Origin of the sequence: Brachybacterium sp. 107 (genome assembly GCF_052379725.1) — a bacterium.
GTDB lineage: Bacteria > Actinomycetota > Actinomycetes > Actinomycetales > Dermabacteraceae > Brachybacterium.
In genome coordinates this window covers 142,863-163,107 of sequence record NZ_JBQSYW010000002.1, presented here as the reverse complement: position 1 = coordinate 163,107, position 20,245 = coordinate 142,863, and the positions used below count along the sequence as shown (strand labels likewise).

General features: G+C 67.7%; 22 protein-coding genes. 19 read left to right on the top strand and 3 right to left on the bottom strand.

Features of this window, described 5'->3' with window-relative positions:
* The first annotated feature begins 18 nt into the window (after nt 1-18).
* From ACT3UL_RS03215 to ACT3UL_RS03190, 6 genes are all read left to right on the top strand, one after another.
* Nucleotides 19-1,836, top strand: coding sequence for a nucleotide-binding protein (locus ACT3UL_RS03215; protein WP_444576695.1), 1,818 nt, complete (start codon nt 19-21; stop codon nt 1,834-1,836).
* A complete protein-coding gene (locus ACT3UL_RS03210; protein ID WP_444576694.1) occupies nt 1,833-2,768 on the top strand; it encodes a hypothetical protein in 936 nt (311 codons plus the stop codon). Before ACT3UL_RS03215 ends, ACT3UL_RS03210 begins: the two co-directional genes overlap by 4 nt.
* The gene (locus ACT3UL_RS03205; protein ID WP_443343921.1) at nt 2,761-3,213 is read left to right on the top strand and encodes a hypothetical protein; all 453 of its coding nucleotides are present in this window, start codon (nt 2,761-2,763) and stop codon (nt 3,211-3,213) included. Before ACT3UL_RS03210 ends, ACT3UL_RS03205 begins: the two co-directional genes overlap by 8 nt.
* Nucleotides 3,210-4,202: a hypothetical protein gene (locus ACT3UL_RS03200; protein WP_444576692.1), complete on the top strand. Its 993-nt coding sequence runs from the start codon at nt 3,210-3,212 to the stop codon at nt 4,200-4,202. Before ACT3UL_RS03205 ends, ACT3UL_RS03200 begins: the two co-directional genes overlap by 4 nt.
* A gap of 76 nt (nt 4,203-4,278) precedes the next feature.
* Nucleotides 4,279-4,596, top strand: coding sequence for a histone-like nucleoid-structuring protein Lsr2 (locus ACT3UL_RS03195; RefSeq protein ID WP_330883936.1), 318 nt, complete (start codon nt 4,279-4,281; stop codon nt 4,594-4,596).
* A 409-nt stretch (nt 4,597-5,005) separates the two neighbouring features.
* A complete protein-coding gene (locus tag ACT3UL_RS03190) occupies nt 5,006-5,839 on the top strand; it encodes a C40 family peptidase (RefSeq protein WP_444576690.1) in 834 nt (277 codons plus the stop codon).
* Nucleotides 5,840-5,915: 76 nt separating this feature from the next.
* Here ACT3UL_RS03190 and ACT3UL_RS03185 read toward each other — a convergent pair whose 3' ends face one another.
* Nucleotides 5,916-6,326: a four-helix bundle copper-binding protein gene (locus ACT3UL_RS03185; RefSeq protein WP_444576688.1), complete on the bottom strand. Its 411-nt coding sequence runs from the start codon at nt 6,324-6,326 to the stop codon at nt 5,916-5,918.
* Nucleotides 6,327-6,547: 221 nt separating this feature from the next.
* Between ACT3UL_RS03185 and ACT3UL_RS03180 the strand changes: the two genes are divergently transcribed.
* The 4 genes from ACT3UL_RS03180 to ACT3UL_RS03165 all read left to right on the top strand — a co-directional run bounded on the left by ACT3UL_RS03180 (nt 6,548) and on the right by ACT3UL_RS03165 (nt 9,208).
* Nucleotides 6,548-7,135, top strand: a complete 588-nt coding sequence (locus ACT3UL_RS03180; protein ID WP_443398549.1) for a YdhK family protein — start codon at nt 6,548-6,550, stop codon at nt 7,133-7,135.
* A gap of 86 nt (nt 7,136-7,221) precedes the next feature.
* Nucleotides 7,222-7,785, top strand: coding sequence for a CueP family metal-binding protein (locus tag ACT3UL_RS03175; RefSeq protein WP_444576686.1), 564 nt, complete (start codon nt 7,222-7,224; stop codon nt 7,783-7,785).
* A gap of 35 nt (nt 7,786-7,820) precedes the next feature.
* On the top strand, nt 7,821-8,441 hold the full coding sequence (locus ACT3UL_RS03170) for a TlpA family protein disulfide reductase (protein ID WP_444576977.1): 621 nt from the start codon (nt 7,821-7,823) through the stop codon (nt 8,439-8,441).
* Entirely contained in the window at nt 8,441-9,208 is a 768-nt protein-coding gene (locus tag ACT3UL_RS03165; RefSeq protein ID WP_443398546.1) for a cytochrome c biogenesis CcdA family protein, read from the top strand. Before ACT3UL_RS03170 ends, ACT3UL_RS03165 begins: the two co-directional genes overlap by 1 nt.
* A gap of 27 nt (nt 9,209-9,235) precedes the next feature.
* On the opposite strand, the gene ACT3UL_RS03160 is transcribed toward ACT3UL_RS03165, so the two are convergent.
* A complete protein-coding gene (locus ACT3UL_RS03160; protein WP_444576976.1) occupies nt 9,236-10,312 on the bottom strand; it encodes a sensor histidine kinase in 1,077 nt (358 codons plus the stop codon).
* 67 nt (nt 10,313-10,379) lie between these two features.
* Nucleotides 10,380-11,060 carry a response regulator transcription factor gene (locus ACT3UL_RS03155; RefSeq protein ID WP_443398545.1) on the bottom strand — a complete coding sequence of 227 codons (681 nt, stop codon included), beginning with the start codon at nt 11,058-11,060 and terminating at the stop codon, nt 10,380-10,382.
* A gap of 190 nt (nt 11,061-11,250) precedes the next feature.
* Here ACT3UL_RS03155 and ACT3UL_RS03150 point away from each other — a divergent pair, with 190 nt between their 5' ends.
* The 9 genes from ACT3UL_RS03150 (at nt 11,251) to ACT3UL_RS03110 (ending at nt 20,233) form a co-directional block, all read left to right on the top strand.
* Nucleotides 11,251-11,487, top strand: coding sequence for an SHOCT domain-containing protein (locus tag ACT3UL_RS03150; RefSeq protein ID WP_443398544.1), 237 nt, complete (start codon nt 11,251-11,253; stop codon nt 11,485-11,487).
* Between the two features lie 31 nt (nt 11,488-11,518).
* Entirely contained in the window at nt 11,519-13,033 is a 1,515-nt protein-coding gene (locus tag ACT3UL_RS03145) for a multicopper oxidase family protein (protein WP_444576683.1), read from the top strand.
* 417 nt (nt 13,034-13,450) lie between these two features.
* The gene (locus ACT3UL_RS03140; RefSeq protein WP_010534535.1) at nt 13,451-13,795 is read left to right on the top strand and encodes an NADH-quinone oxidoreductase subunit A; all 345 of its coding nucleotides are present in this window, start codon (nt 13,451-13,453) and stop codon (nt 13,793-13,795) included.
* Complete coding sequence (locus ACT3UL_RS03135) at nt 13,786-15,036, top strand: hypothetical protein (RefSeq protein WP_444576681.1); 1,251 nt, start codon at nt 13,786-13,788, stop codon at nt 15,034-15,036. The genes ACT3UL_RS03140 and ACT3UL_RS03135 overlap by 10 nt, the downstream gene beginning before the upstream one ends.
* Nucleotides 15,029-15,964 carry a complex I subunit 1 family protein gene (locus ACT3UL_RS03130; RefSeq protein WP_053916544.1) on the top strand — a complete coding sequence of 312 codons (936 nt, stop codon included), beginning with the start codon at nt 15,029-15,031 and terminating at the stop codon, nt 15,962-15,964. Before ACT3UL_RS03135 ends, ACT3UL_RS03130 begins: the two co-directional genes overlap by 8 nt.
* Nucleotides 15,965-15,967: 3 nt before the next feature.
* Nucleotides 15,968-16,531, top strand: a complete 564-nt coding sequence (locus tag ACT3UL_RS03125; RefSeq protein WP_209886466.1) for an NADH-quinone oxidoreductase subunit J — start codon at nt 15,968-15,970, stop codon at nt 16,529-16,531.
* Nucleotides 16,528-16,830, top strand: coding sequence for an NADH-quinone oxidoreductase subunit NuoK (locus ACT3UL_RS03120; protein ID WP_010534530.1), 303 nt, complete (start codon nt 16,528-16,530; stop codon nt 16,828-16,830). The genes ACT3UL_RS03125 and ACT3UL_RS03120 overlap by 4 nt, the downstream gene beginning before the upstream one ends.
* Nucleotides 16,827-18,740, top strand: a complete 1,914-nt coding sequence (locus tag ACT3UL_RS03115; RefSeq protein WP_444576679.1) for an NADH-quinone oxidoreductase subunit 5 family protein — start codon at nt 16,827-16,829, stop codon at nt 18,738-18,740. The genes ACT3UL_RS03120 and ACT3UL_RS03115 overlap by 4 nt, the downstream gene beginning before the upstream one ends.
* Nucleotides 18,737-20,233, top strand: coding sequence for a complex I subunit 4 family protein (locus ACT3UL_RS03110; RefSeq protein WP_245348811.1), 1,497 nt, complete (start codon nt 18,737-18,739; stop codon nt 20,231-20,233). Before ACT3UL_RS03115 ends, ACT3UL_RS03110 begins: the two co-directional genes overlap by 4 nt.
* Nucleotides 20,234-20,245 lie beyond the last annotated feature (12 nt).

The window sequence follows — 20,245 nt, the reverse complement described above, 5'->3', positions numbered from 1 at the left end:
CCTTGGCATATAACCAGTATGAGCAACTCACTCGCAGTCATCGGACTGCCCCATGTGCGAGAAGCGCTGGCGAGCTTCGGGTTCGAGGTCGTTTCCGGCGACGGGTTCCCCGAGGTTTCTAGGCGGATCCGTGAGGCGGCGGCCGCTTCGGCGCTGCCGGTCCTGGTTGAGGATCACAAGCAGATCGGGCTCGAGCAGCTGATCTCCCGCCTGCCCGAGACAGCTCCCGTGGTGATCGTGCGCGGTGCTGACCCGATCCTTGGAGAGACGCGCAGCTCGATCCCGATGGCGTCGAGCCTCGGTGACTATCTCGGTGCGCTCGGGTTCCAGGATCTTGACCCGATGCTGCAGGGCATCCGCGTCGAGGCCGACGGCACAATCCCCCATCCCCAACCCGAAACGCTCCCAGTCCGGGAGCACCGTGTCGACTCAACCACGACTGAGCCCGACTCGTCTGATCGGGCGCCTGCCGAGCCTGTCGAGGACTGGCTGGACGATGAGGGCGACGATGCCGCGCATCCGGCACCGTCCCTCGCAGAGCCTGCGCCCGTCACCGAACGCGCCGCGGCGCAGTCGGCGCTGACGGACTGGCTCGAGGATTCCAACGATGATTCCGAGCCCGCGGCAGCGCTGTCGGGCGGCTCGGAAGCGGAGGATGAGGAGGAGTTCGACGGGTTCCACTCCCCCACCCCGCAGCAAGGCTCGCGCAGTGCCCGGGTCGAGCCGTTACCGGATGAGAGCGTGCCGGTTTTTCCGGGCAGGCGTCGGATCGCCCTGCCGACCTTCGCCGCCGGCACCGACTCAGCGCCGATCTCCGATCCGGATCGGCAGCTCGATCTCCTGGACGAGGAGCTCTTCGACGGCCTCACGGACAGCCTCGAGGGGCCAGCCGTCGAGGGCGAGGTCGATGCCGATACCGCGCTGGATGACGTCACCAAGGCCAGTGCCACCAGACGCAGCCGGCGCAGCACCGCCCCCTCCGAGGTGATCGCCTGCTTTTCCGGGAAGGGCGGGGAGGGTAAATCCACCCTCGCGCTGGCATTTGCGCAGGCGGCCGCCGAGATCGGGGGCAAGTCGGTGTGCCTGATCGACGCGAACCGTGCCCAGGGCGATCTCGGCCTTTACCTGCGGATACGGACCACGGACCTCCCTTCGATCTACGACGCCGTCATGATCGGAGACATCGCCTCGGCGATCCTCTCCCCCGAGCAGTTGAACCAGGCACGGCAAGGCCGCGGCGATCACCTCGCGTTCTCGTTCGTCCAGGCGCCCCGACCGGTCAAGGGCAGCGAAGATATCTCTGCGGAGATCGCTACGGTCACGGCCGAGCACTACACCGAGGTCCTACAGATCGCACGGGCCCGGTTCGACCTGGTCATCATCGACACCCAGATCACCGAAGGCCTGGACACGACCGGCGTGATCGACCGGGTCATTGCGCCGCTGCTGGCGCGCGGGGGCTACGGGGTCGGGATTTGCGAGCTCACCACGCCGGGGGTGGAGAACCTGCTGGTGGCGATGGAGTCGCTTCGTCAGCACGGCGCCGAGGCGACGCGGATGATGTCGATCGCGAACAAGGTCCGGCCGTCGATCACCGACTACGGCAAGCTGCCGCTGCTGCTGGGCAGGGACTCGTCGTGGAAGGGCGCGATCCACTATGACGACCGCATCTACGACGACCTCGTCGCCCGGCGCATCCCCTATGCGGTCCCCACCCTGTACGGCGTCGTCATGGACGTCCTCCTCTCCGTCACCGGCGACCCAGAGTTCGACCTTCGAGACTCGAGAAACGTGCCCTCTGGACGGCCGTGGTGGAAGAGGTGGCTGCGACGATGAACTGGGCCACTTCCGAGCAGCTGTGCACGCTCCTGGACCAGATGATCTGGGCGCGCTGCGCCACCGAACAGGCGCGACCTCGGCACCGGGTGCGGCTGCACGCCTTGCCGCCGACCATGTGGATCCGACCAGCCCGAGGCGTCGGCGGCCACAAAGCCGCTCGGACCGGCACTCTGCCCGCCACCATCAACTGGCGGAACGGAACCCTGCACGCCGCCGACCCCGCCACGGGGCACCCCGTCTCCGCAGGATGGAGCGTGGACGCCGCCGGCACCCACCTGGCCGGCGCCATCGACCTCGCCGAAGGGCTCACCGATCTCGGGCGCCCCACGGGCACGATGTGGCCCGCGCACCGTGCACCCGTGTTGTCCGCGTATCAGGCGACGCGGCTGCTCGATGAGTTCATCGAGCGCGGTGAGCTCGCGCGGTGGACGATGCTCGCGCACCTGGAGCGGTTTGCCCAGGAGTGCGTCCATCAGGTTGCGGCGTCGATCTGCCGGGAGATCACCGGCATCGAGGAGCACGAGACCGCGGTGCGGCTGCTTGATGATCAGCAGCTCGACCTCGTCGTCACCCACGTGCTCTACGGCGCTGCCGGCCCGGACAGTCGAATTCTGCGTTCCCTGGACCGTTGCCTGGACCCGGCGACCACCCGGAACGTCGACCCGATCCGGTATCTCACCACCCAGATTCGCCGGGATCTCGGCGACCAGGTCCGCGTCGCCATCGGCGATCCCCAGGTCGGCCCTCGAGTCCGTCGCGTCGCCCGCTCACTCGGCACCGGCGCCGGCCTCGAGCAGATCATCGACCGCTACAACGGCCTCCACCCCTCTGACCGGGTGTCCACCACCCGCGCCATCCGGGCATTGACCGTGGCCCCGTCGCTCGAATCCACCGCCGTCCGCAACATCGTGGAGGCCAGTGATGTCTGAGCACCCCACCGACGAGATCGACATGACGCTACTCATCAGCCAGCGACGAGTCGCCAACGCAGCGCGCGGCGAACTTCTGCAGCTGATCACGGACGGCACGATCACCCCGTGGGAGGCGATCATCGCCGCCGCGGCGTCTGGCGAAAAGCCGCTGCTGCGTCTGCGCCTGGAGCAGATCATCACCGCCGGCCCGGGGATCGGCGCCGCACGCGCCCGCGCCGTCATCGCCCAGGTGCTGCACATCCTCGAGGCCACCGAGTCCCGCACCGCGAACGGGCACGTCACCCTCGCCTACATCCTCGACGAGCAGGCCCGCGGACGGCGCCTGCTGGCGGTGCTGGATGCATTCATCTCCCATGGCCTGATCCAGCAGGCCCAGGACCTCACCGTCTGGCCGGGATTCCCCTTCGCCGCCGCCCCGCTTCCCAGGGAGGATGCACGATGACCGCGCTGCTGCTGAACACCACTGCGAGGCTCCGCCGGCGGGCTGATCATCATCGTCGCTGCGACTGCGATCGGGACACGCTCGAGACGCCGTGGAAGGCCGAGATGTGCCAGATACTCCACGCCCGGAACCGGGTCGAGAAGCGCGCCCTTCTCGACGAATTTTTGTACACACATGAAAGCGAAATTGCGCGGGTCCTGAAGAGGGCGCAGCATATTTCGCGTCTGGACTACCACGACAAGGATCTGGTCCTCTCCTATTTCGGAGATGCGCTGATGAGAATGCTCGAGGCGCGGTGGAGGGCGAAGTCCGGGCCCGGGACCAGCAGTGTGTTCAACTACTCACGAAACCTGCCGACGATCCTGGAGGCGGAGACGCGGTACTGGATCCGTGAAGACCGACGAAAGGGTCTATTGAACGGAACTGCCGGGGTCCCGGGCGACAGCTCTCATGATCGTCGGGCGAAGCTGGTGAAGCGTTCCCGTGAACTGTTCGAGGCCGAGCATGCACACACCCCCTCCGATGCCGAACTCGTCGACTTCCACAACACGCGCATGTACGCGACTCGAAAGGACGCCGCGCGGCAGTCCGTCCTGATCACGATCCGGGGTCTCGGCAGTCTCCGGTCGATACCGTTGGAGGATCCGTCCTTGTTCGGTGAGGATCGTCTGGCCTGGACGGATGCACCGGATGAGGGGGCGTCTGAGCGCACTGCGCGGATTCGGTCGATCGTGGCCGAATGCGCGCGGAGAGACGCCGAACGAGAGGCTTCGCGTCTTCGCGCGCCGAAGCGTCGGCCGGTCCCTATGGCGAGCGTGGCGCGGGTGTTCTTCGCGCATCACTGCGAGGGAGAGTTCCCTACGCGCAAGGAGCTGGTCGCAGAGCTCGGCGTGACGGAGCCGGCCAGTCGCCGCGAGATCGGATCGCATCTCAATGAAATCCTCGCGATCTCTCGCCGACAGTTCGCGGACTACCGAAACGACCAGTGACCGCCAATATGCATGACTCCTCAAGGGAAGTGTGCCTACACTGTCCGCGCAATCTCTCTAATCACTGGAGGTCCCAATGGCTCGCAAGACCCAAGTTCTCCTCGTCGACGACATCGACGGCACGGACGCGAACAACACCGTCACGTTCGGCCTTGACGGCGTCTCCTACGAGATCGACCTGAACGACGAGAACGCGCAGCAGCTGCGCTCCGAGCTGGAGAAGTGGACAGCCCTGGCACGGCGCACCGGTGGTCGAGCAAAGCGTGGCACCGGCTCCGGCACCAGCGGCGATGCAGCGAAGATCCGACAGTGGGCCAGCGAAAACGGCTACAAGGTCTCCGAACGGGGCCGCATCCCGGCCCAGATTCGTGAGGCCTACGCGAAGGCCAACTGACCGTCCTTCTCTCATGCTGCCCGGCCCCTGGAGAGGGTGCCGGGCAGTAGCGCGTCCGCATCTCTCAGCAGGACTATTCCGCCGATCGGCGCAGCAACGCCTAGAGAAGACCTTGAGGACCTAGAGGAAACCTAGAGATTGCGTTCGATCTCGCGAGTCATCCTTTCGACGGGACATGTAAAGTCCCCGCCTACCCTCCGGGGGTATCCCTGGAGCGCACGTAAAGACGCGGTTAAAGCTTCAAGCAGGTCGCCCCATGCTTCCGTAGTTTGCGCGGGTTGGCCCGTACGTTGGTCTCACTGCCCACGACATGAGCCAGCGTTTCGTTGCTCGCTCTGCCGTCGCTGTGGCGCTGACGAAGTCATCGACTCCCTCTCGTCTCGAGGAGGGAAAATTACGGAGTAGAACCATGGCCCAGACCAACACCCACCGCGCCTTCGGCCGCGCTGTCACCCCCGTCGGGACCGCTGGCCGCGCTCTGCGGGGCACCGGCGGTGCCGCTGTCCTCGGCACAGTCGTCATCGGCTCCGCCCTGCTGGCAGGCCCGGCACAGGCCGCCCCTGCTGCGTCGCCTGCCGCGCCTGCCGCTTCGGCGGCAGCTGCCGCTCCGGCCGCGCCGGCTCCTGCACACGCGAAGTCTGCCGTGGCATCCGAGAAGCTGCGGTGGGGTTCCGAGGGCACCGCCGTCGAGCAACTCCAGTCGACCCTGAACGAGCACGGCGCATCGCTGTCCGTCGACGGCAAGTTCGGTCGGCTCACGCATGGGGCCGTGAAGGACTTCCAGAGCAGCCACGATCTTCAGGTCGATGGAGTCGTGGGTCCGAAGACCCAGAACGCGCTGAATGGCAGCGACGCGCCGGTCTCCGGTGGAGGTACGTCTGCTCCTGCCCCCGCTTCCTCCACGAGCAGCTCGGGGCAGGCGATCGTCGACGCCGCGCGCAGCCAGGTTGGCGTCACGTACTCGTGGGGCACCTCCAAGCCGGGCGTTAGCTTCGACTGCTCCGGTCTGAGCTCGTACGCGTACGCACAGGCCGGTATCGACCTGCCCCGTACCTCGTCGCAGCAGGAGGCGGCCGGCACCACGATCTCGAAGTCGCAGGCCCAGCCCGGCGACCTCGTGGTGTGGCCCGGCCACCTCGGCATCTACGCGGGTGGCGACACGGTCATCGACGCCGGCAACAGCGCTGGTGCTGTCACCGAGCGGACCATCTGGGGCAACCCCACCTTCGTCAGCTTCCGCTGACCGCACGCCACAACGCCAGCGCAGAGGGAGCCTCGACCACCGGTCGGGGCTCCCTCTGCGTGTAGAGGCAGCGTCGTCAGCTGATTGAGGCCAGCAGCTCGGCGCAGGCCTGCTCGCAGTGACGGCAGGCGTCGGCGCAGACCTTGCAGTGCTCGTGCATATCGGCGTGCTTCTCGCACTCCTCGGCGCAGGGCTGGCACGCTGCCTGACACGCCTCGAGCAGGGCACGGTTGAAGGCGACGTTCTTGCTCGTTTGACGGGATAGGACTCGGCCGGTGGTCTCGCAGACGTCGGCGCAGTCCTGGTTCAGGCTGATGCACTGAGTCAGCTCCGCCACCGTGGCCTCGGCCAAGCAGGCGTCCGCGCAGGCGGTGCAGGTCTGGGCGCACTCGAAGCAGGCCTCGATGCATTCGGCGAGCTTCTGCTGGTCGATCATGCCGAGGTCCTTCGGGTAGGTCTGAAGCATTGATGCGACGTGATGGGTCATGGCCGTGCTCCTTCTCGCTCCGAGCGGACCGGCGGATACCAGCCCGCCCGACGACGATAGCCAGGGCGCCCCGTAGGACGGAAGCGAGTGGACCGTACGTTTCGGAGGCAGTGCGTGCCGACTGGTCAGCGCTGTGCTCAAGAAGTCCAGATCTGACCTTGAGGGGATCTTGACCTGGGGCTCATAGGCTGGCCCAAAGTGTCCTCTGACTAGGAGAAATTATGCGTTCTCGTCGTTCTTTCGGTCGCCTCGCGGCCGTCGTCTTCACCGGTGCGATTGTGTTTGCCGGGTGCACCGACAACGGGTCTGACAACGGCCAGACGTCCGGTGGGTCCGAGGCCTCGGAGGCGTCCGATGGTGGTGGCAACGGGGGCATGGAACACCCGATGGATGGCGGCCCTGCGCCTGAGGGGATAGCACCTGCGGAAGATCCCGAGTTCCCGGTCGGCACGGAGGTGACGCTCACGGCGGACCACATGGAAGGTATGGAGGGCGCGACGGCGACGATCTCTGGCGCCTTCGACACCACGACCTACTCGGTCAGCTTCACCCCGACCGACGGCGGCGAGCCGGTCACTGACCACAAGTGGGTCGTCCACGAGGAACTCGAGAACCCGGGCGAGGCACCGCTGGCGGAGGGCACCGAGGTGGTCATCACCGCTGATCACATGGCGGGCATGGAGGGTGCTGAAGCCACCATCGACAGTGCCACCGAGGAGACCGTGTACATGGTCGATTACGAGGCCGACGGGATGATGATGACGAACCACAAGTGGGTCATTGAGAGCGAGATCGAGCCCATCCAGTGATCACCCCGTCGAGCCCTCGCGGCTCGTTCGCCTCCTCCGGCGGTGGACCCCGTCGCCGCATCGGCCGGTTGCCGCGACGATCACTCTTGATCGGTGCCGGCCTGTTCCCGCTCGTGATCGCCGGTTGCGGGACCCGTGGCTCCAAGCGCGCCTCCGTCTCAAGTAATGAAGACCTGCTCCTGGAACATGGTTTCGCGGACGCGGGCGCGCACGAGATCATCGACCGGCTCGAAGCGCTCCCGGTGGCTGAGCGACCGCAGGACCTTATCGCCAGCGTCACTCCGACGTCTCTCCAGCTCAGTGACGATTCGGGGCGCGAGGCCGAGCTGCCTCTTCCCGAGGACCAGTTCTATTTGTCTGTGGCCCCGTTCGTGGAGACCACCCACGAGTGCGCCTTCCACAGCCTGACGACATGCCGCGGGGAACTGCGCAGCCGCGAGGTCGCCGTGAGGGTGGTCGACAGTGGCTCGGGCGAGGTCCTTGAGGAGGGCACTCGCACCTCTCATGACAACGGGTTCCTCGGTCTCTGGTTGCCACGTGGCATCACCACGGAGCTCACGTGCACCCTCGAGGACTACACGGGTGCCGCGTCCATCTCGACCCAGGCGGAGGATGATCTGACTTGTCTGACCAGTCTCCAGCTGACGTGAGCAGGCGAAGCACCCGCCCCGCCTTCTGGCACTCGATGGTCAGCCCCGCGGGGCGGAGCGTGACACCAGGCCTGAGTCGTCGGACCGCGCTGCGGCTGGGCGGGAGCCTGCTCGTCCTCGTTCCTCTCCTTGCGGCGTGCAGCGGTTCCTCGGATGTGGCGAGTGAGGCGAACGCCGGGTACGTCTCCGGCGATGGTGTCGTCGTCGAGATCCCCCCGGAGGGACGCGTCGATCCTCTGGCGATCCAGGGGACCACCTACGACGGCGACGACTTCGCCTCCACGGCGCTGCGCGGTGCGCCCTTGCTGATCAACGTCTGGTACGCGTCGTGTCCGCCGTGTCGGGTCGAAGCACCGGCGCTGAAGGCCGTGTACTCCGAGTACGGCGCCCTGGGAGTGGGATTCGTGGGCGTGAACACTCGGGACGAGGCTGGGCCGGCCGCTGCGTTCGAGGAGACCTTCGGCATCACCTACCCCTCGATCCCCGACCCCGACGGCGCGGTGATCGCGTCCATGGACGGCAGCGTCTCGCCCAACGCCGTCCCCACGACTTTGATCCTGGATGCTGAGGGACGAGTAGCCGCCCGGATCGCGGGTGCGGCCGATCAGAGCACTCTCGAGAGCCTCCTGGATACCGTGTTGGCGGAGGCCGCCTGATGGGTGAACTGTTCGCCACCACCGTGCTAAGCGGACCCCTGGCCGCAGCCCTGCTCCTGTCGATGGTGGCCGGTCTGGTCGCGTTCCTCTCCCCGTGCGTGCTTCCTGTCGTCCCCGGCTATCTCGGTTACATCACCGGGCTCACAGAACGAAGCGCCGGGCCACGCCGCACCGGCGATCCTGGGGAACGGCCATGGCGCCTGGTCACCGGTGCTGTCCTGTTCGTCGCGGGCTTCACGGCGGTATTCCTGGTCATCGGCGGTTTCGTCGGTGCACTCGGGTCATTGATGATCCAGTACACGAGCGCGATCAATCGGATCTCCGGAGTACTGGTCATCCTCATGGGCCTGGTGTTCGTAGGCATCTTCCCCCGCCTCTCCGGTGAGAAACGGATCCGGAAGCGCCCCGATGCCGGACTCGCCGGCGCGCCACTGCTCGGGATCACGTTCGGCTTCTCTTGGACCCCGTGCATCGGCCCGACGTTCGCCGCAGTCGCGGCGCTCAGCCTCGGAGAGGCATCCGCGAGCCGCGGCGCACTCCTCGCCTTCGGCTATGCCATTGGGCTCGGGATCCCGTTCATCCTCTTCGCCCTCGTCTTCCGGCGCGCCCTCGGAATCTCCAGGGTGCTGTCCCGGCATCGCCGCACGCTCCAGATCATCGGCGGCTCCGTGCTCATCGCCATCGGACTCCTACTGGTCTCCGGACTGTGGGAGCAGTGGATGGCACTGCTGCAGGTGCGGATCGGCAATTTCACCACGATCGTCTGAGAGCTGAGCTTGCCATGTGCGGCGGGCTCAGCGATCAGCGATCGCTCGGGGCAACCGGATGGTGAAGGTGGCTCCCCATCCTGGGCCCTCACTGGCCGCGTCCATGGTCCCGCCCTGCGCATCGACGAGGGCTCGACTGATCGTCAGGCCGATACCTGACCCGGAGTTCTCACGGGTGCGAGCGCTGTCGGCGCGGAAGAAGCGTTCGAACAGGCGTGATTGGTCCTCAGCGGTGAAACCCTCGCCGTCGTCCGCCACGGAGATCACCACGGTGCTGCTCTCCATCGTGGCCGAGAGCGTGACGGTGCCTCCGGGTGAGGTGTGCCGCAGGGCGTTGCTCAGAAGATTTCCGAGAACCTGGGCGAGACGGTGCGGGTCCGCATCCAGCATCGGCGATCGACGCGCCGCCATTTCTAGGTGCAGAGCCACCTCCGCGGTCTCGAACCTCTCCTCCCACTCCCGGAGTATCGACTCCAGCAAGTCGTGGACGGCGAAGGGCCGCAGCTCAACTGCGAGCTGGCCCTCTTCAGCCCGGGACACCTCACTAATGTCGTCAGCCAACCGGGACAGGCGCACGGTCTGGCCGGCGAGGATGGGCATGGCCGTCTCCGGTTCGATGACACCATCGGCCATCGCCTCGTGATGTGCCGAGAGGGTGGCGATGGGGGTGCGTAGCTCATGGGCGAGGTCGGAGAGCAGTTGGCGTCGGGTCTCTTCGACGGCATCCAGGCGTGCAGCCATGTCGTTGAGCGTGGCAGCTAGAGAGTCGAGTTCGGTCCCGGCCCCGACGGACGGCACGCGTGTGGAGTAGTGGCCACGGGACAGCTCGTCGACAGCCGAGGTGAGGCCGTGAAGCGTCTGGCGGAGTCGTCGTGCCAGGTTCCAGGTGACCAGTCCCGCGGCCAGGAGGGAGACCACCAGTCCGACCCCGAGGGCAAGTGCGAGCGCGTCACGGTAGGCGCGCTCGATATGGACGAGCTCGTCGCTGCCCACCGGGAGATCGGTCTGGAGCAGGTGGTAGTGGAAGACGGCAGGCCCGATGATCACCGTCAGCACCGTAATGGTGAGTGCGCCGGCGAGCAGCACGATGAGCTGGCCGATCATCAGGCGCGAGGCCAAGCTGGTGCCAGGGCGAACCGTTCGAGGAGAGGTACTGCGGGCGGTCACGAGCTCATCCCTTCCCCATCCGGTATCCGATACCGCGCACGGTGGTCACGAACCGTGCAGATTCAGCCGACTCGTCGAGTTTTCGTCGCAGGTTGGCGATGTGCACATCGACGAGATGGTCGTCGCCGATCCAGCTGTCGCCCCAGACGGCTTCCATCAGCTGGCCGCGGCTGAAAGCCTGGCCCGGCCGGTGCGCCAGGGTCATCAGGAGCCCCCTCTCGGTAGGGGTCAACGGGACCACCCGGCCAGCGAGGCGCACTTCCTGCGCAGCCGTGTCGATCTCCAGCTCGCCGAACGTACGCACCATGCCTGAAGCATTCCCTGACTCGACGCGAGGCCGCCGCAGCACGGCATGGACCCGGGCGACGAGCTCACGCACGCTGAACGGCTTGGTGAGGTAGTCATCCGCCCCCACCGACAGCCCCACCAGGCGGTCCACCTCCTCGGATCGCGCCGTCGTGATCAGCACGTAGCAGTCCGAGAAGGCGCGGATCCTGCGCATCACCTCCAAGCCATCGAGACCAGGCAGGCCGAGGTCGAGGACGATCACGTCCGGCGACATGGTGCGGGCTGCCTCCACCGCTTCGGGACCGCTTCGCGCGCTCGCAGTCGCGTAGCCGGCCTTCGCGAGATACGCCTGGACCACGTCCGACAGCGCGACCTCGTCCTCGACGACCAGAACCATCGCCGCTGCTCGATCCGTTTCACTCCTCATGGCTCCAGTCTGGTCCCCGTTCCTGGACACCGAGCGTTTTCGGAGGTGCGGGCGGACTATCTGGACCAGATCTTGAGGAACTCTCAACGGGAACTTCGCCCGCCCCGGGGAACCTGGTGGGGACCGTGCCGCGTACGTACTCGACCAAGGGAGACCCCCGATGATGCCGACCGATGCGATGTCGTGGCTGATGTGGGCGATGGTCGCCGGTCTCCTCGTTCTCCTCTGGGCCTCGGCACTGCTGCTGGCACGCACCGTGTTGCCCGGGCGCCCCCGACGCGCTCGGGACGAGAACGAGGCGATCGGGGAACTCTCCCTGCGCCTGGCTCGAGGAGAGATCACGGCCGAAGAGTTCGAGCAACGGCAACGACTGGTCTTGAATGCCTTTCGGCCATGACACCACCCCTCACTCCAGAAGGACTGCACCTTTGAAGACCTTTTCCCGCCGCACCGTGTTCACCGGAGGCCTCGGCGCGGCAGCGCTGACACTCGCGGCATGCGGTAACCGCACCACCCCGACTGAGGCGGGGACCTTCGCACCGCCTCCTGCCCTGACGCCGAAAGCCGGTCAGAACGTCGTCACCCAGACCCTCACCGCGGCACCGACGATTGTGGACCTCGGAGGGAGGACGGTCTCGACCTGGGCATACGGCGAGAGCCTCCCCGGGCCGCTGATCCGCGCCACAGCCGGCGATCTGCTGCGCATCACGCTCGAGAACCGCCTGCCCGAGACCTCCACAATTCACTGGCACGGCATCCGGCTGCACAATGCAGCCGACGGGGTGCCGGGGATGACGCAGGACCCGGTCAAGCCGGACACCTCCTTCACCTACGAGTTCGTCGCCCCCGACCCCGGCACCTACTTCCTCCACTCCCACGTCGGCCTGCAGCTCGACCGCGGGCTCTACGCCCCGCTGATCATCGACGATCCCGACGAACCCGGTGACTACGACGCAGAATGGATCGTGACCCTCGATGACTGGATCGATGGCACCGGGCAAACCCCCGACGAGGTCCTGGCCGCGCTCACCGGCGCCGGCCCCTCGGATGCCGGCGGCATGGACCACGGCGACATGCCCATGGGCGACGAACCCGCCGACGGTGAATCCGGGAGCATGGACCACGGCGGTATGCCGATGGGTGGCGAGCCCTGGGGCGACGCGGGTGACGTGGCCTACCCCCACTTCCTCCTCAACGGCCGGGTTCCCGAAGCGCCGGAGATCTTCGAGGCGAAGCCCGGCCAGCGTGTTCGGCTCCGTCTGATCAATGCCTCCGCCGACACCATCTTCGCCCTCGCGCTCGGAGACCACGATCTCTCGGTCACCCATTCGGATGGATTCTCCGTCGAACCGGTCACCGCCAAGGCGCTCTATCTCGGCATGGGTGAACGGTACGACGTGGTGGTCACCGTGAAAGACGGCATGTTCCCTCTGGTGGCGCGTCCTGTCGGGAAGACCAGCGGCGGCCAGGGGCTCGCGGTGCTGAGGACCGGTGCTGGCTCCGTTCCCGCTCCGGACGTCCAGGTCAGAGAGCTCGACGGGGAGGTCCTCATCGGGTCCACCCTGGAACCGGCCGAGGCCGCGCGACTCGAGGACCGCGCCGTCGACACCGAGCTCGAACTCGCGTTCCAAGGTTCGATGCAGCCGTACCAGTGGGCCATCAACGGAGCGCCCTACGGTCAGAACACTCCGCTGAGCATCCGCGAGGGGCAGCGGGTGCGGATCACCGCGACCAACGAGACGATGATGAGCCACCCCCTCCACATCCACGGCCACACCTTCGCCCTGCCGTCGGGACTTCGGAAGGACACGGTGATGCTCGCGCCCATGGAATCGTTCGCCCTCGACTTCGATGCGGACAATCCGGGCCGGTGGGCAGCGCACTGCCACAACGCGTACCACCAGGAAGCCGGCATGATGACCGGCATCGACTACGCGCCCTGACGCCGTACGGCCACGCCCCCGAGGGCGCCACGGTGAGACCGGCTGCGTCACTGCGATCGATTCGACCGACCGTCACCTCATCGTCCGCGGCGTTCACGAACAGACGTGTGCCAGCGACCAACCTGCTCGCCGGAAGGCCCGCATGGAGCGTGCCTTCCCGTTGTCCCCCGCCAGGGGAGACCCTCCGACGTTGTCGGGGGCTCTCCGAGGTGACCGACCTCCAGGTGAGCGCCCAGACGGTTCGCCTCGTCGTCACCTCCGAGAACGAAATCGACGACACCACGGTCCTCGGCGCAGTCGAGGAGGCCGGTTCAGTCAGATGATTCAGAGTGAGAGGGAAGATCTCGCTACGGTGGGTTCCTCCCTATCATGGAGCCCAGAGCTCTATGCCCCGCCCTGCCGAAAGGTCGGATCGTGATGTATTTCGGGATTGTGGCCATGGCCTTGGTGGCGATGCTGACCCTCGTGGCGCTGTTCGCGGCGCATCGTGTCTTGACGGTTCACGTCGATCCGTTGACCTCGTTGCCTGCCCAATCTGGATGGGTGCCCCAGGAGCACGCCCTATCGCGCTTCCACGTGCGTTGGTATCTTGCGTCCATCATCTTCCTGGCCTTCGACGTCGAGATGCTGTTCATGTACCCCTGGGCCGTGGTCGTGATTGAGAAGGGGCTCTCCGCAGTCGTCGAGATGTTCCTCTTTCTCGGCGCTCTGCTTGTCGCTGTGGCCTGGGCTTGGCGGGAAGGGGCGTTTCGATGGGTCTGAACGAACTCCTCGCCGGACTCGCCGTCCGTGCTGCCCACGTCCTCGTTGTCGAGCCGCCGGGCCAGTGGTCGATACGTGTGGAGCTCGAACATCAGATGCTGCGCCGTGGATGGCGACGGGCGTGGACCCCAGCCGATGCGGACGTCCTTGCGGTGTGCGGCGTGCCCGGCCCTGAACTGGCGGAACTGGTGGACCTCATCTGGGAGCAGATGCCCGGTCCGCGGGTACGCACCAGCATCAGCTCGCCCGACGCTGTGGCATTGGCTCTACGCACCGCCGCTGACCTCCTTCTCGACACTCCCGGTCATAGAGCAGATGCGCAGGGCCGACTGCAGGAACCTCAGCTTTCTGACGACTCCAACGACATGGACGACGGGGACCTCGACCATGGTGAACACGACGGGACGCCCCCCGAAGAAAACCCCGGTATGAGGAACCCAGACCATGGCGAGATGGAACATGACCAGGCGGGCCACGAGAACCACGACGGCCATGGCGGCCACGAGGGTCATGGCGGCCACGAGAGCCACGAGGGTCATGGCGGCCACGGCGGAATGGACATGGCTCCGGGGGGCATTCCGTTGGCCCAGGGCGGGGAAGACCGTGACGGTCTGGAGATGGATGTCCTGCATCTGGCGCTGGGTCCTGTCTTGCCGTTCTGGCCGGCAGGGCTGGTCCTTCGCTGCTCGTTGCAGGGCGATGTCGTGGTCGACGCCGAGGCAGCTGTGATCGATGGTGGGGGCTACGGGACTCCGGTGCAGGCGAAGCGTCCCGGCCCCGTGTCCCCGGCGGTGCGGTGTGACAGTGCCCTGGCGTTGCTGGCACTTGCGGGGGCGGAAGATGCGGCAGCCCGTGCCCGCCATGCCCGGGACACACTGCTGCACGGCGAACAAGATGCTGCCCAGGACGCCGTTGAGCGGTTGTACCGCACAGTGCGGAAATCGCGGCTGCTGCGTTGGTCTCTGCGGAGCGTTCTGCCTCTCACCTCCGCTGATCTAGAGCGTCATGGCTTGCCGAGCCGTTGTCTCGGGGACGCCCACGACCGGTTGCTGTGGAGCCTCGACGTGATCCGGGCCGAGACACGCAACGAGGAGCCCGTGGCGCCGATCGAGACAGGTGTGGTGCCTTGGGAGATTGTGCCGCACCTGGTGCCAGGGGTGGAAGTGGCCTCTGTGCGGCTGGCGGTGGCGAGCTTGGATCTTGTTCCGTTCCCGGCCGTCCAGGAGGCGAGGCATGTCTGAGTCCGTGGTGACGACCGTCTCTGCCGGATGGGCCGTACTGGCAGCCATCATTCTGGGCGGCCTCGCGTTCTTCGCTGTTGCTCTGGAGGCGGCATTGTCCGCTCGCGCCCACGGCGCCTCCGGTGGTTGGGTGGCGCCCGTGGCCCGCACCGCGCGGCTGCTGCGGCAGCGGCGCCGGACCACCGTGGCCGCGGACACGCTGCTGTGGCGGATCGGTGGCGCGGGCCTGCTGGTCGGGGCGTTCGTAATGGTCGCGGTGATCCCGTTGGGGCGCTGGACGCTGGCGGACCTGGACGTGGGGGTGGTGTGGTTCAACGCCGTGGACGTCATGGTCTGGGCCCTGGTGTGGTTGGCCGGGTGGGGCGCCAATTCGACGCACAGCCTGGTGGGTGGCTACCGGTTCCTTGCCCATGGGCTGGCATACGAGCTCCCCTTGATGTTTGCGCTGGTGGCCCCGGCGATCGCGGCTGGCAGTCTTCGCGTCGGGGAGGTGGCTGCCGCGCAGGAGGGCCTGTGGTTCGTGGTGTGGATGCCGGTGGCGTTCCTGGTCTATCTGATCGGGGTGACCGGGTTCTCGGTGTGGGGCCCGTTCGCCCCGGCCCTTTCCGCGGACATTGCCGGTGGTGTGCTGAGTGAACTCTCCGGGGTGGACCGCCTTGTTTTCCTGGCCGGGCGCTACGCGTTGTTGGCTGCCGGGGCGGCCTTCGCGGTACCGCTGTTCCTGGGCGGGGGCGCCGGGCCCGTGCTGCCGGGCTGGGCGTGGGTGCTGGTGAAGACCGTGGCGGTGCTGACCGTGCTGGTGTGGTTGCGGCGGAAGCTGCCGATGTTCCGACCGGACCGGTTCATGGAGATCGGGTGGGTGGTCTTGCTGCCTGCGGCCGTGGCCCAGGACCTGGTCGTGTCTCTCGTCGTCGTCGGGAAGGGCTGAACCGTGCTGTTCACAATCGTGTTCTGGGTACTCGCCGTGGTGGCCGTGGCCGCGGGCGTAGCCGTGTTCGTGGTGGACTCCATGGCCCGGGCCACCTACGCCCTGGCGCTGTCGTTCATCGCCGTGGGAGTGCAGATCCTCCTCTTGCAGCAGAGCTATCTCGGGGTCATCACGATCTTGATGATGGTGATGGAGATGGCGGTGATGGCTGTTTACATGGTGATGTTCATGGGCATGAACCCGGCGCTGATGCCGATGGACATGACCCACGGGAAGAAGACGGCGATCGGCGCCTCGGCCGGCGTTTTCGGGCTGCTGGCTGCCGGCGCCCTGCTCATCCCCTGGCCGGAGCGACGCGGCGCCCCGCCCGAGGACCTCACGCAGGCGATCGGCTTGGCGATCATGGACGAGAAGATGCTGGTCATGGTCGTGGTGGGTGCGGTCCTGGTGGCAACCATCGTGTCCGGGGTGGTGCTGGCCGCTCATCGCACCCGCTACGACCGGTTCGGTGACGACCTACGCCGCCGGCCGGCCGACGATCCCCAGCCGGGGGGTGTGGGCCGATGACCCTGGAAGCCGTGCTGGTGGTGGCCGCCGCGCTGTTCGCGGTGGGCCTCTACGGAGCGCTGTCCCAGCAGGTGGTGGTGATGGTGATGATGGGTCTGGAGCTGATGATCAACGGGGTGTTGCTGGCCGCCGCCGGATTCTGGTGGTTCCTGGCCCCGGACCCTTCCGGGCAGGTGCTGCTGCTGGTCGTGCTGGCGGCGATGACCGTGGAGATGGCCATGGGCTTCGCCGTGGCCACGTTGCTGCACCGCCGGCGCCAGACCGACATGACGGACATGGCCGAGGAGCTGTCCCGATGAGCGGGGCCGAGGGCGCGTTGCTCGCCATGGTGCTGCTCCCGGGGGGCATGGGCGCCGCGCTGGCCCTGACCCGCCGGTGGGAACGCGTTGCGACACCGATCGCGGTGGCCACCGCTGGGCTCACCACGGCACTGGCGGGAGTCGTCGCCCTGGCCAGGCCGGCGCTGTCGTCCCCGTTCCTGGCCGGCGCCGACTTCGCACTGGAGGTGGATGCCCTTGCGGCGCTGACCGCACCGATGATCGCCGCGGTGACCTTCCTGGTGCTGGTCTTCGCGGCTGGGAGCATCCGGGAGTCCCGGGCCCGCTTCCACGGGCTGATGCTGATCTTCTCCGCCGCGGCCTTGGTCACGGCCTCCGCCGCCAGTATCCCGGCGCTGCTGTTCGCTTGGGAGGTGATGGGCGCGACCTCCTACGCCCTGATCGGGTTCTGGTGGCGGGAACCGCACCGGGTCTCGGCGGGGCTCACCGCCTTCCTCACCACCCGCACCGCCGACCTGGGCCTCTACGTCGCCGCCGGCGCCGCCCTGGCCGGCGGAGCAGGAATGGCGCTGGCTGACCTCCCCGCCGCGACGGACCCGTGGCGCCACGTCGTCGCGGCCGGGATCCTGGTCGCTGCCCTGGGGAAGGCCGCACAGCTGCCCTTCTCGTTCTGGCTCTCCGGGGCGATGCAGGGTCCCAGCCCGGTGAGCGCGCTGCTGCACTCAGCGGCGATGGTGGCCATGGGCGGCTTTCTGCTTCTGCGCGTGGAGCCGTTGTTGGCTGCGACCGGGTGGGCCGGGCCAGTGGCCGCCTGGCTCGGGATGCTCACCGCGGTGCTGATGGGCATCGTGGCGCTGGCCCAGCGGGAGCTCAAACAGCTCCTGGCCGCCTCCACGGTCGCCCAGCTGGGGTTCGTCGTTCTCGCTGCCGGCGTCGGCGCGGTCAGTGGCGGCGCGGCCCATCTGGTGGCGCACGCCTCCACCAAGGCCCTGCTCTTCCTGGCTGCCGGGGCATGGTTGACGGCGGTGGGCACCGAAGATCTCGCGAGACTACGCGGAGTGGGGCGTCGGTGGCGGGTTGTCGGGGTCTGCGCGAGCGTGGGGGCGCTGGCCCTGGCGGGGATCGCCCCGCTGTCCCTGTGGGCGACCAAGGACGCCGTGCTGGCTGCTGCGCTCGAGGCCTCCCCGTGGCTCTATGCCGCCGGGTTGCTGGCGTCCGCCCTGTCGGCCGCCTATGCCGGCAAGGCCCTGTGGGCGATCTGGCGCCGCGGGGACGGCGCGGGAGTCCGTGCGGGCGGCACCGGCCAGGTGGGGGCCCTGGCGCAGGCGCCGCTGGTCGTGCTGGCCACCGGCGCGGCCGGGCTCGTCGTGCTCGCTCTGCCCCCGCTCAGCCGGGCCCTCGCCCAGGCCCTGGGCGGGCACGGCGAGGTCTCGGCCGTCGAGCTGGCTCTCTCGGCCGTGATCGCGGCGGCCGTGCTGCTGCTGATGCTGCGGCTACGCGCCCCCGAGCCGAGATGGGCCCGTGAGTGGCTGGGGCTGGAGAGGATCGCGCATGCCGTCGTCGTCCGCCCGTCCCTGTCCCTGGCGCACGCCCTGGCTCGGTTCGATGACCACGTCCTGGACCGCACCGTGATGGCCGCCGCCGGGGCGGTGCCTGTGCTAGCGCGAATCGCCGCCCGTGCCGACGACCGGTTTCTCGACGCCGGGTTCGACGCCACCGCGCACGCCGTCGACGTGACCGGTCACCTGGCGGCGAGGGTCGATGACGACGGAGTGGACCGTGGGGTGGAGATCCTCGCCGGTCGGGTCCGCCGGCTCGGGCATCTGGCCCGGATCCCGCAGACCGGAGCCATCCACCAGTACTTCCTCCAGGCCGTCGCGGTCCTCGCGATCGGCGTCGTGGCCTGGTCCGTCTATGCCGTGATGGGATGAGCATGCTGAGTCTGATCGTTTTCCTGCCCCTGGCCGGCGCCGTCGTCCTGGCGGCGATGCCGGCGGTCGGCCCTGCGGTCGCCCGCTGGGCCTGGGTCGCCGTGAGCGCGGTCGAGCTGGTGCTCGTCGGAGTGCTGTGGGTCGGTTATGAGGACCCGGGGCAAAACGCACTGGCGTACGAGCAGCAGGTGCCGTGGATCCCGGGGGTGAACAGCAGCTATCACGTGGGCGTGGATGGTCTCTCGTTACCGCTGGTGGCCATGACGACGATCGTGTTCCTGGCCTGTGCCGTCTACGCCCTGCGCCAGCCCGACCGGCCCCGGATTCAGGCGGCCCTGTTCCTGTTCCTGCAGGGCGTGAGTCTGGGGGTGTTCGTGGCAGCCGACCTCATCCTGTTCTTCGTGTTCTTCGATCTCTCGATCGTGGGCATGTACTTCGTGATCGCCGGATGGGGCCATGGCAACGCTGCCCGCTCGGCCCTGAAGTTCTTCCTCTACACGTTTCTGGGATCACTGGCCCTGCTGCTGGGCTTTATCGGGCTCTACGTGGCCGCCGCACCGCACACCTTCGACATCCCCGAGCTTGTCGCGGCCACCCCGCTCGATGACAGCCCGCTGACCGGGGGGCTGGTGCTGGCGGCGATCGTGGTCGGTCTCGCGGTGAAGACCCCCACCGTTCCCTTCCATACCTGGTTGCCACCGGCCCACACCGACGCCCCGGCGACCGGTTCGGCCGTGCTGGCTGCGGTGTTGCTGAAGATGGGGACCTATGGGTTCGTGCGCATCGCCATGCCGATGCTCCCGGAGGCGTGGCGGTCCTGGGCCTGGGTGATCGTGGCGATCGGTATCGTCTCGGTGCTGTACGGAGCGTTCGTGGCGCTGGCTCAGACGGACCTCAAGCGGATGGTGGCCTACACCTCCGTCAATCATATGGGCTACATCGTCCTGGCCCTGGGTGCGGCGGGTCTGGTCGCCGAGGGCGCCGAGCAGGCCCGCTCGGTGGCGGTCACCGGTGCGGTGGTGCAGATGGTCAGCCACGGGTTGATCACCGCCGCGCTGTTCCTGCTGGCGGGGGTGATGCAGGATCGGGCCGGCACCTATGACATGGGTTCCTACGGAGGCCTGGCCGGTCCCGCGCCGCGGTATGCGGCGCTGTTCGCGGTCGGTGCCTTCGCCTCCCTGGGCCTGCCCGGGTTCTCCGGATTCATCGCCGAGTTCCAGATCTTCGCCGGCAGCATCGCGGTCGCCCCGGTCACCGCCATCGCCCTGCCGGGCATCCTGGTCACGGCCGCCCTGTTCCTGCGGGCGCTGCAGCAAGTGTTCACCGGCCCCACGGAGGGCCGATCGCCCGGGTTCGCGGATCTGCGCGTCCGGGAGCTGTGGTCGGTCGGTCCGCTGCTGGCCCTGTCCGTGCTCATCGGGGTGCTGCCTCGAGTCCTGCTCGAGGTGATCGAGCCGGCCTCCGCGGCCCTGGTCTCCTTGGTCGGGAGGTAACCGGTGGAGGCC

What these genes read in the sequence shown, in the direction of transcription:
- ACT3UL_RS03215 (WP_444576695.1), top strand. Translation starts at nt 19, where the DNA reads ATGAGCAACTCACTCGCAGTCATCGGACTGCCCCATGTGCGAGAAGCG.
- ACT3UL_RS03210 (WP_444576694.1), top strand. Translation starts at nt 1,833, where the DNA reads ATGAACTGGGCCACTTCCGAGCAGCTGTGCACGCTCCTGGACCAGATG.
- ACT3UL_RS03205 (WP_443343921.1), top strand. Translation starts at nt 2,761, where the DNA reads ATGTCTGAGCACCCCACCGACGAGATCGACATGACGCTACTCATCAGC.
- ACT3UL_RS03200 (WP_444576692.1), top strand. Translation starts at nt 3,210, where the DNA reads ATGACCGCGCTGCTGCTGAACACCACTGCGAGGCTCCGCCGGCGGGCT.
- ACT3UL_RS03195 (WP_330883936.1), top strand. Translation starts at nt 4,279, where the DNA reads ATGGCTCGCAAGACCCAAGTTCTCCTCGTCGACGACATCGACGGCACG.
- ACT3UL_RS03190 (WP_444576690.1), top strand. Translation starts at nt 5,006, where the DNA reads ATGGCCCAGACCAACACCCACCGCGCCTTCGGCCGCGCTGTCACCCCC.
- ACT3UL_RS03185 (WP_444576688.1), bottom strand. Translation starts at nt 6,326, where the DNA reads ATGACCCATCACGTCGCATCAATGCTTCAGACCTACCCGAAGGACCTC.
- ACT3UL_RS03180 (WP_443398549.1), top strand. Translation starts at nt 6,548, where the DNA reads ATGCGTTCTCGTCGTTCTTTCGGTCGCCTCGCGGCCGTCGTCTTCACC.
- ACT3UL_RS03170 (WP_444576977.1), top strand. Translation starts at nt 7,821, where the DNA reads ATGGTCAGCCCCGCGGGGCGGAGCGTGACACCAGGCCTGAGTCGTCGG.
- ACT3UL_RS03165 (WP_443398546.1), top strand. Translation starts at nt 8,441, where the DNA reads ATGGGTGAACTGTTCGCCACCACCGTGCTAAGCGGACCCCTGGCCGCA.
- ACT3UL_RS03160 (WP_444576976.1), bottom strand. Translation starts at nt 10,312, where the DNA reads ATGATCGGCCAGCTCATCGTGCTGCTCGCCGGCGCACTCACCATTACG.
- ACT3UL_RS03155 (WP_443398545.1), bottom strand. Translation starts at nt 11,060, where the DNA reads ATGGTTCTGGTCGTCGAGGACGAGGTCGCGCTGTCGGACGTGGTCCAG.
- ACT3UL_RS03150 (WP_443398544.1), top strand. Translation starts at nt 11,251, where the DNA reads ATGATGCCGACCGATGCGATGTCGTGGCTGATGTGGGCGATGGTCGCC.
- ACT3UL_RS03140 (WP_010534535.1), top strand. Translation starts at nt 13,451, where the DNA reads ATGTATTTCGGGATTGTGGCCATGGCCTTGGTGGCGATGCTGACCCTC.
- ACT3UL_RS03135 (WP_444576681.1), top strand. Translation starts at nt 13,786, where the DNA reads ATGGGTCTGAACGAACTCCTCGCCGGACTCGCCGTCCGTGCTGCCCAC.
- ACT3UL_RS03130 (WP_053916544.1), top strand. Translation starts at nt 15,029, where the DNA reads ATGTCTGAGTCCGTGGTGACGACCGTCTCTGCCGGATGGGCCGTACTG.
- ACT3UL_RS03120 (WP_010534530.1), top strand. Translation starts at nt 16,528, where the DNA reads ATGACCCTGGAAGCCGTGCTGGTGGTGGCCGCCGCGCTGTTCGCGGTG.
- ACT3UL_RS03115 (WP_444576679.1), top strand. Translation starts at nt 16,827, where the DNA reads ATGAGCGGGGCCGAGGGCGCGTTGCTCGCCATGGTGCTGCTCCCGGGG.
- ACT3UL_RS03110 (WP_245348811.1), top strand. Translation starts at nt 18,737, where the DNA reads ATGAGCATGCTGAGTCTGATCGTTTTCCTGCCCCTGGCCGGCGCCGTC.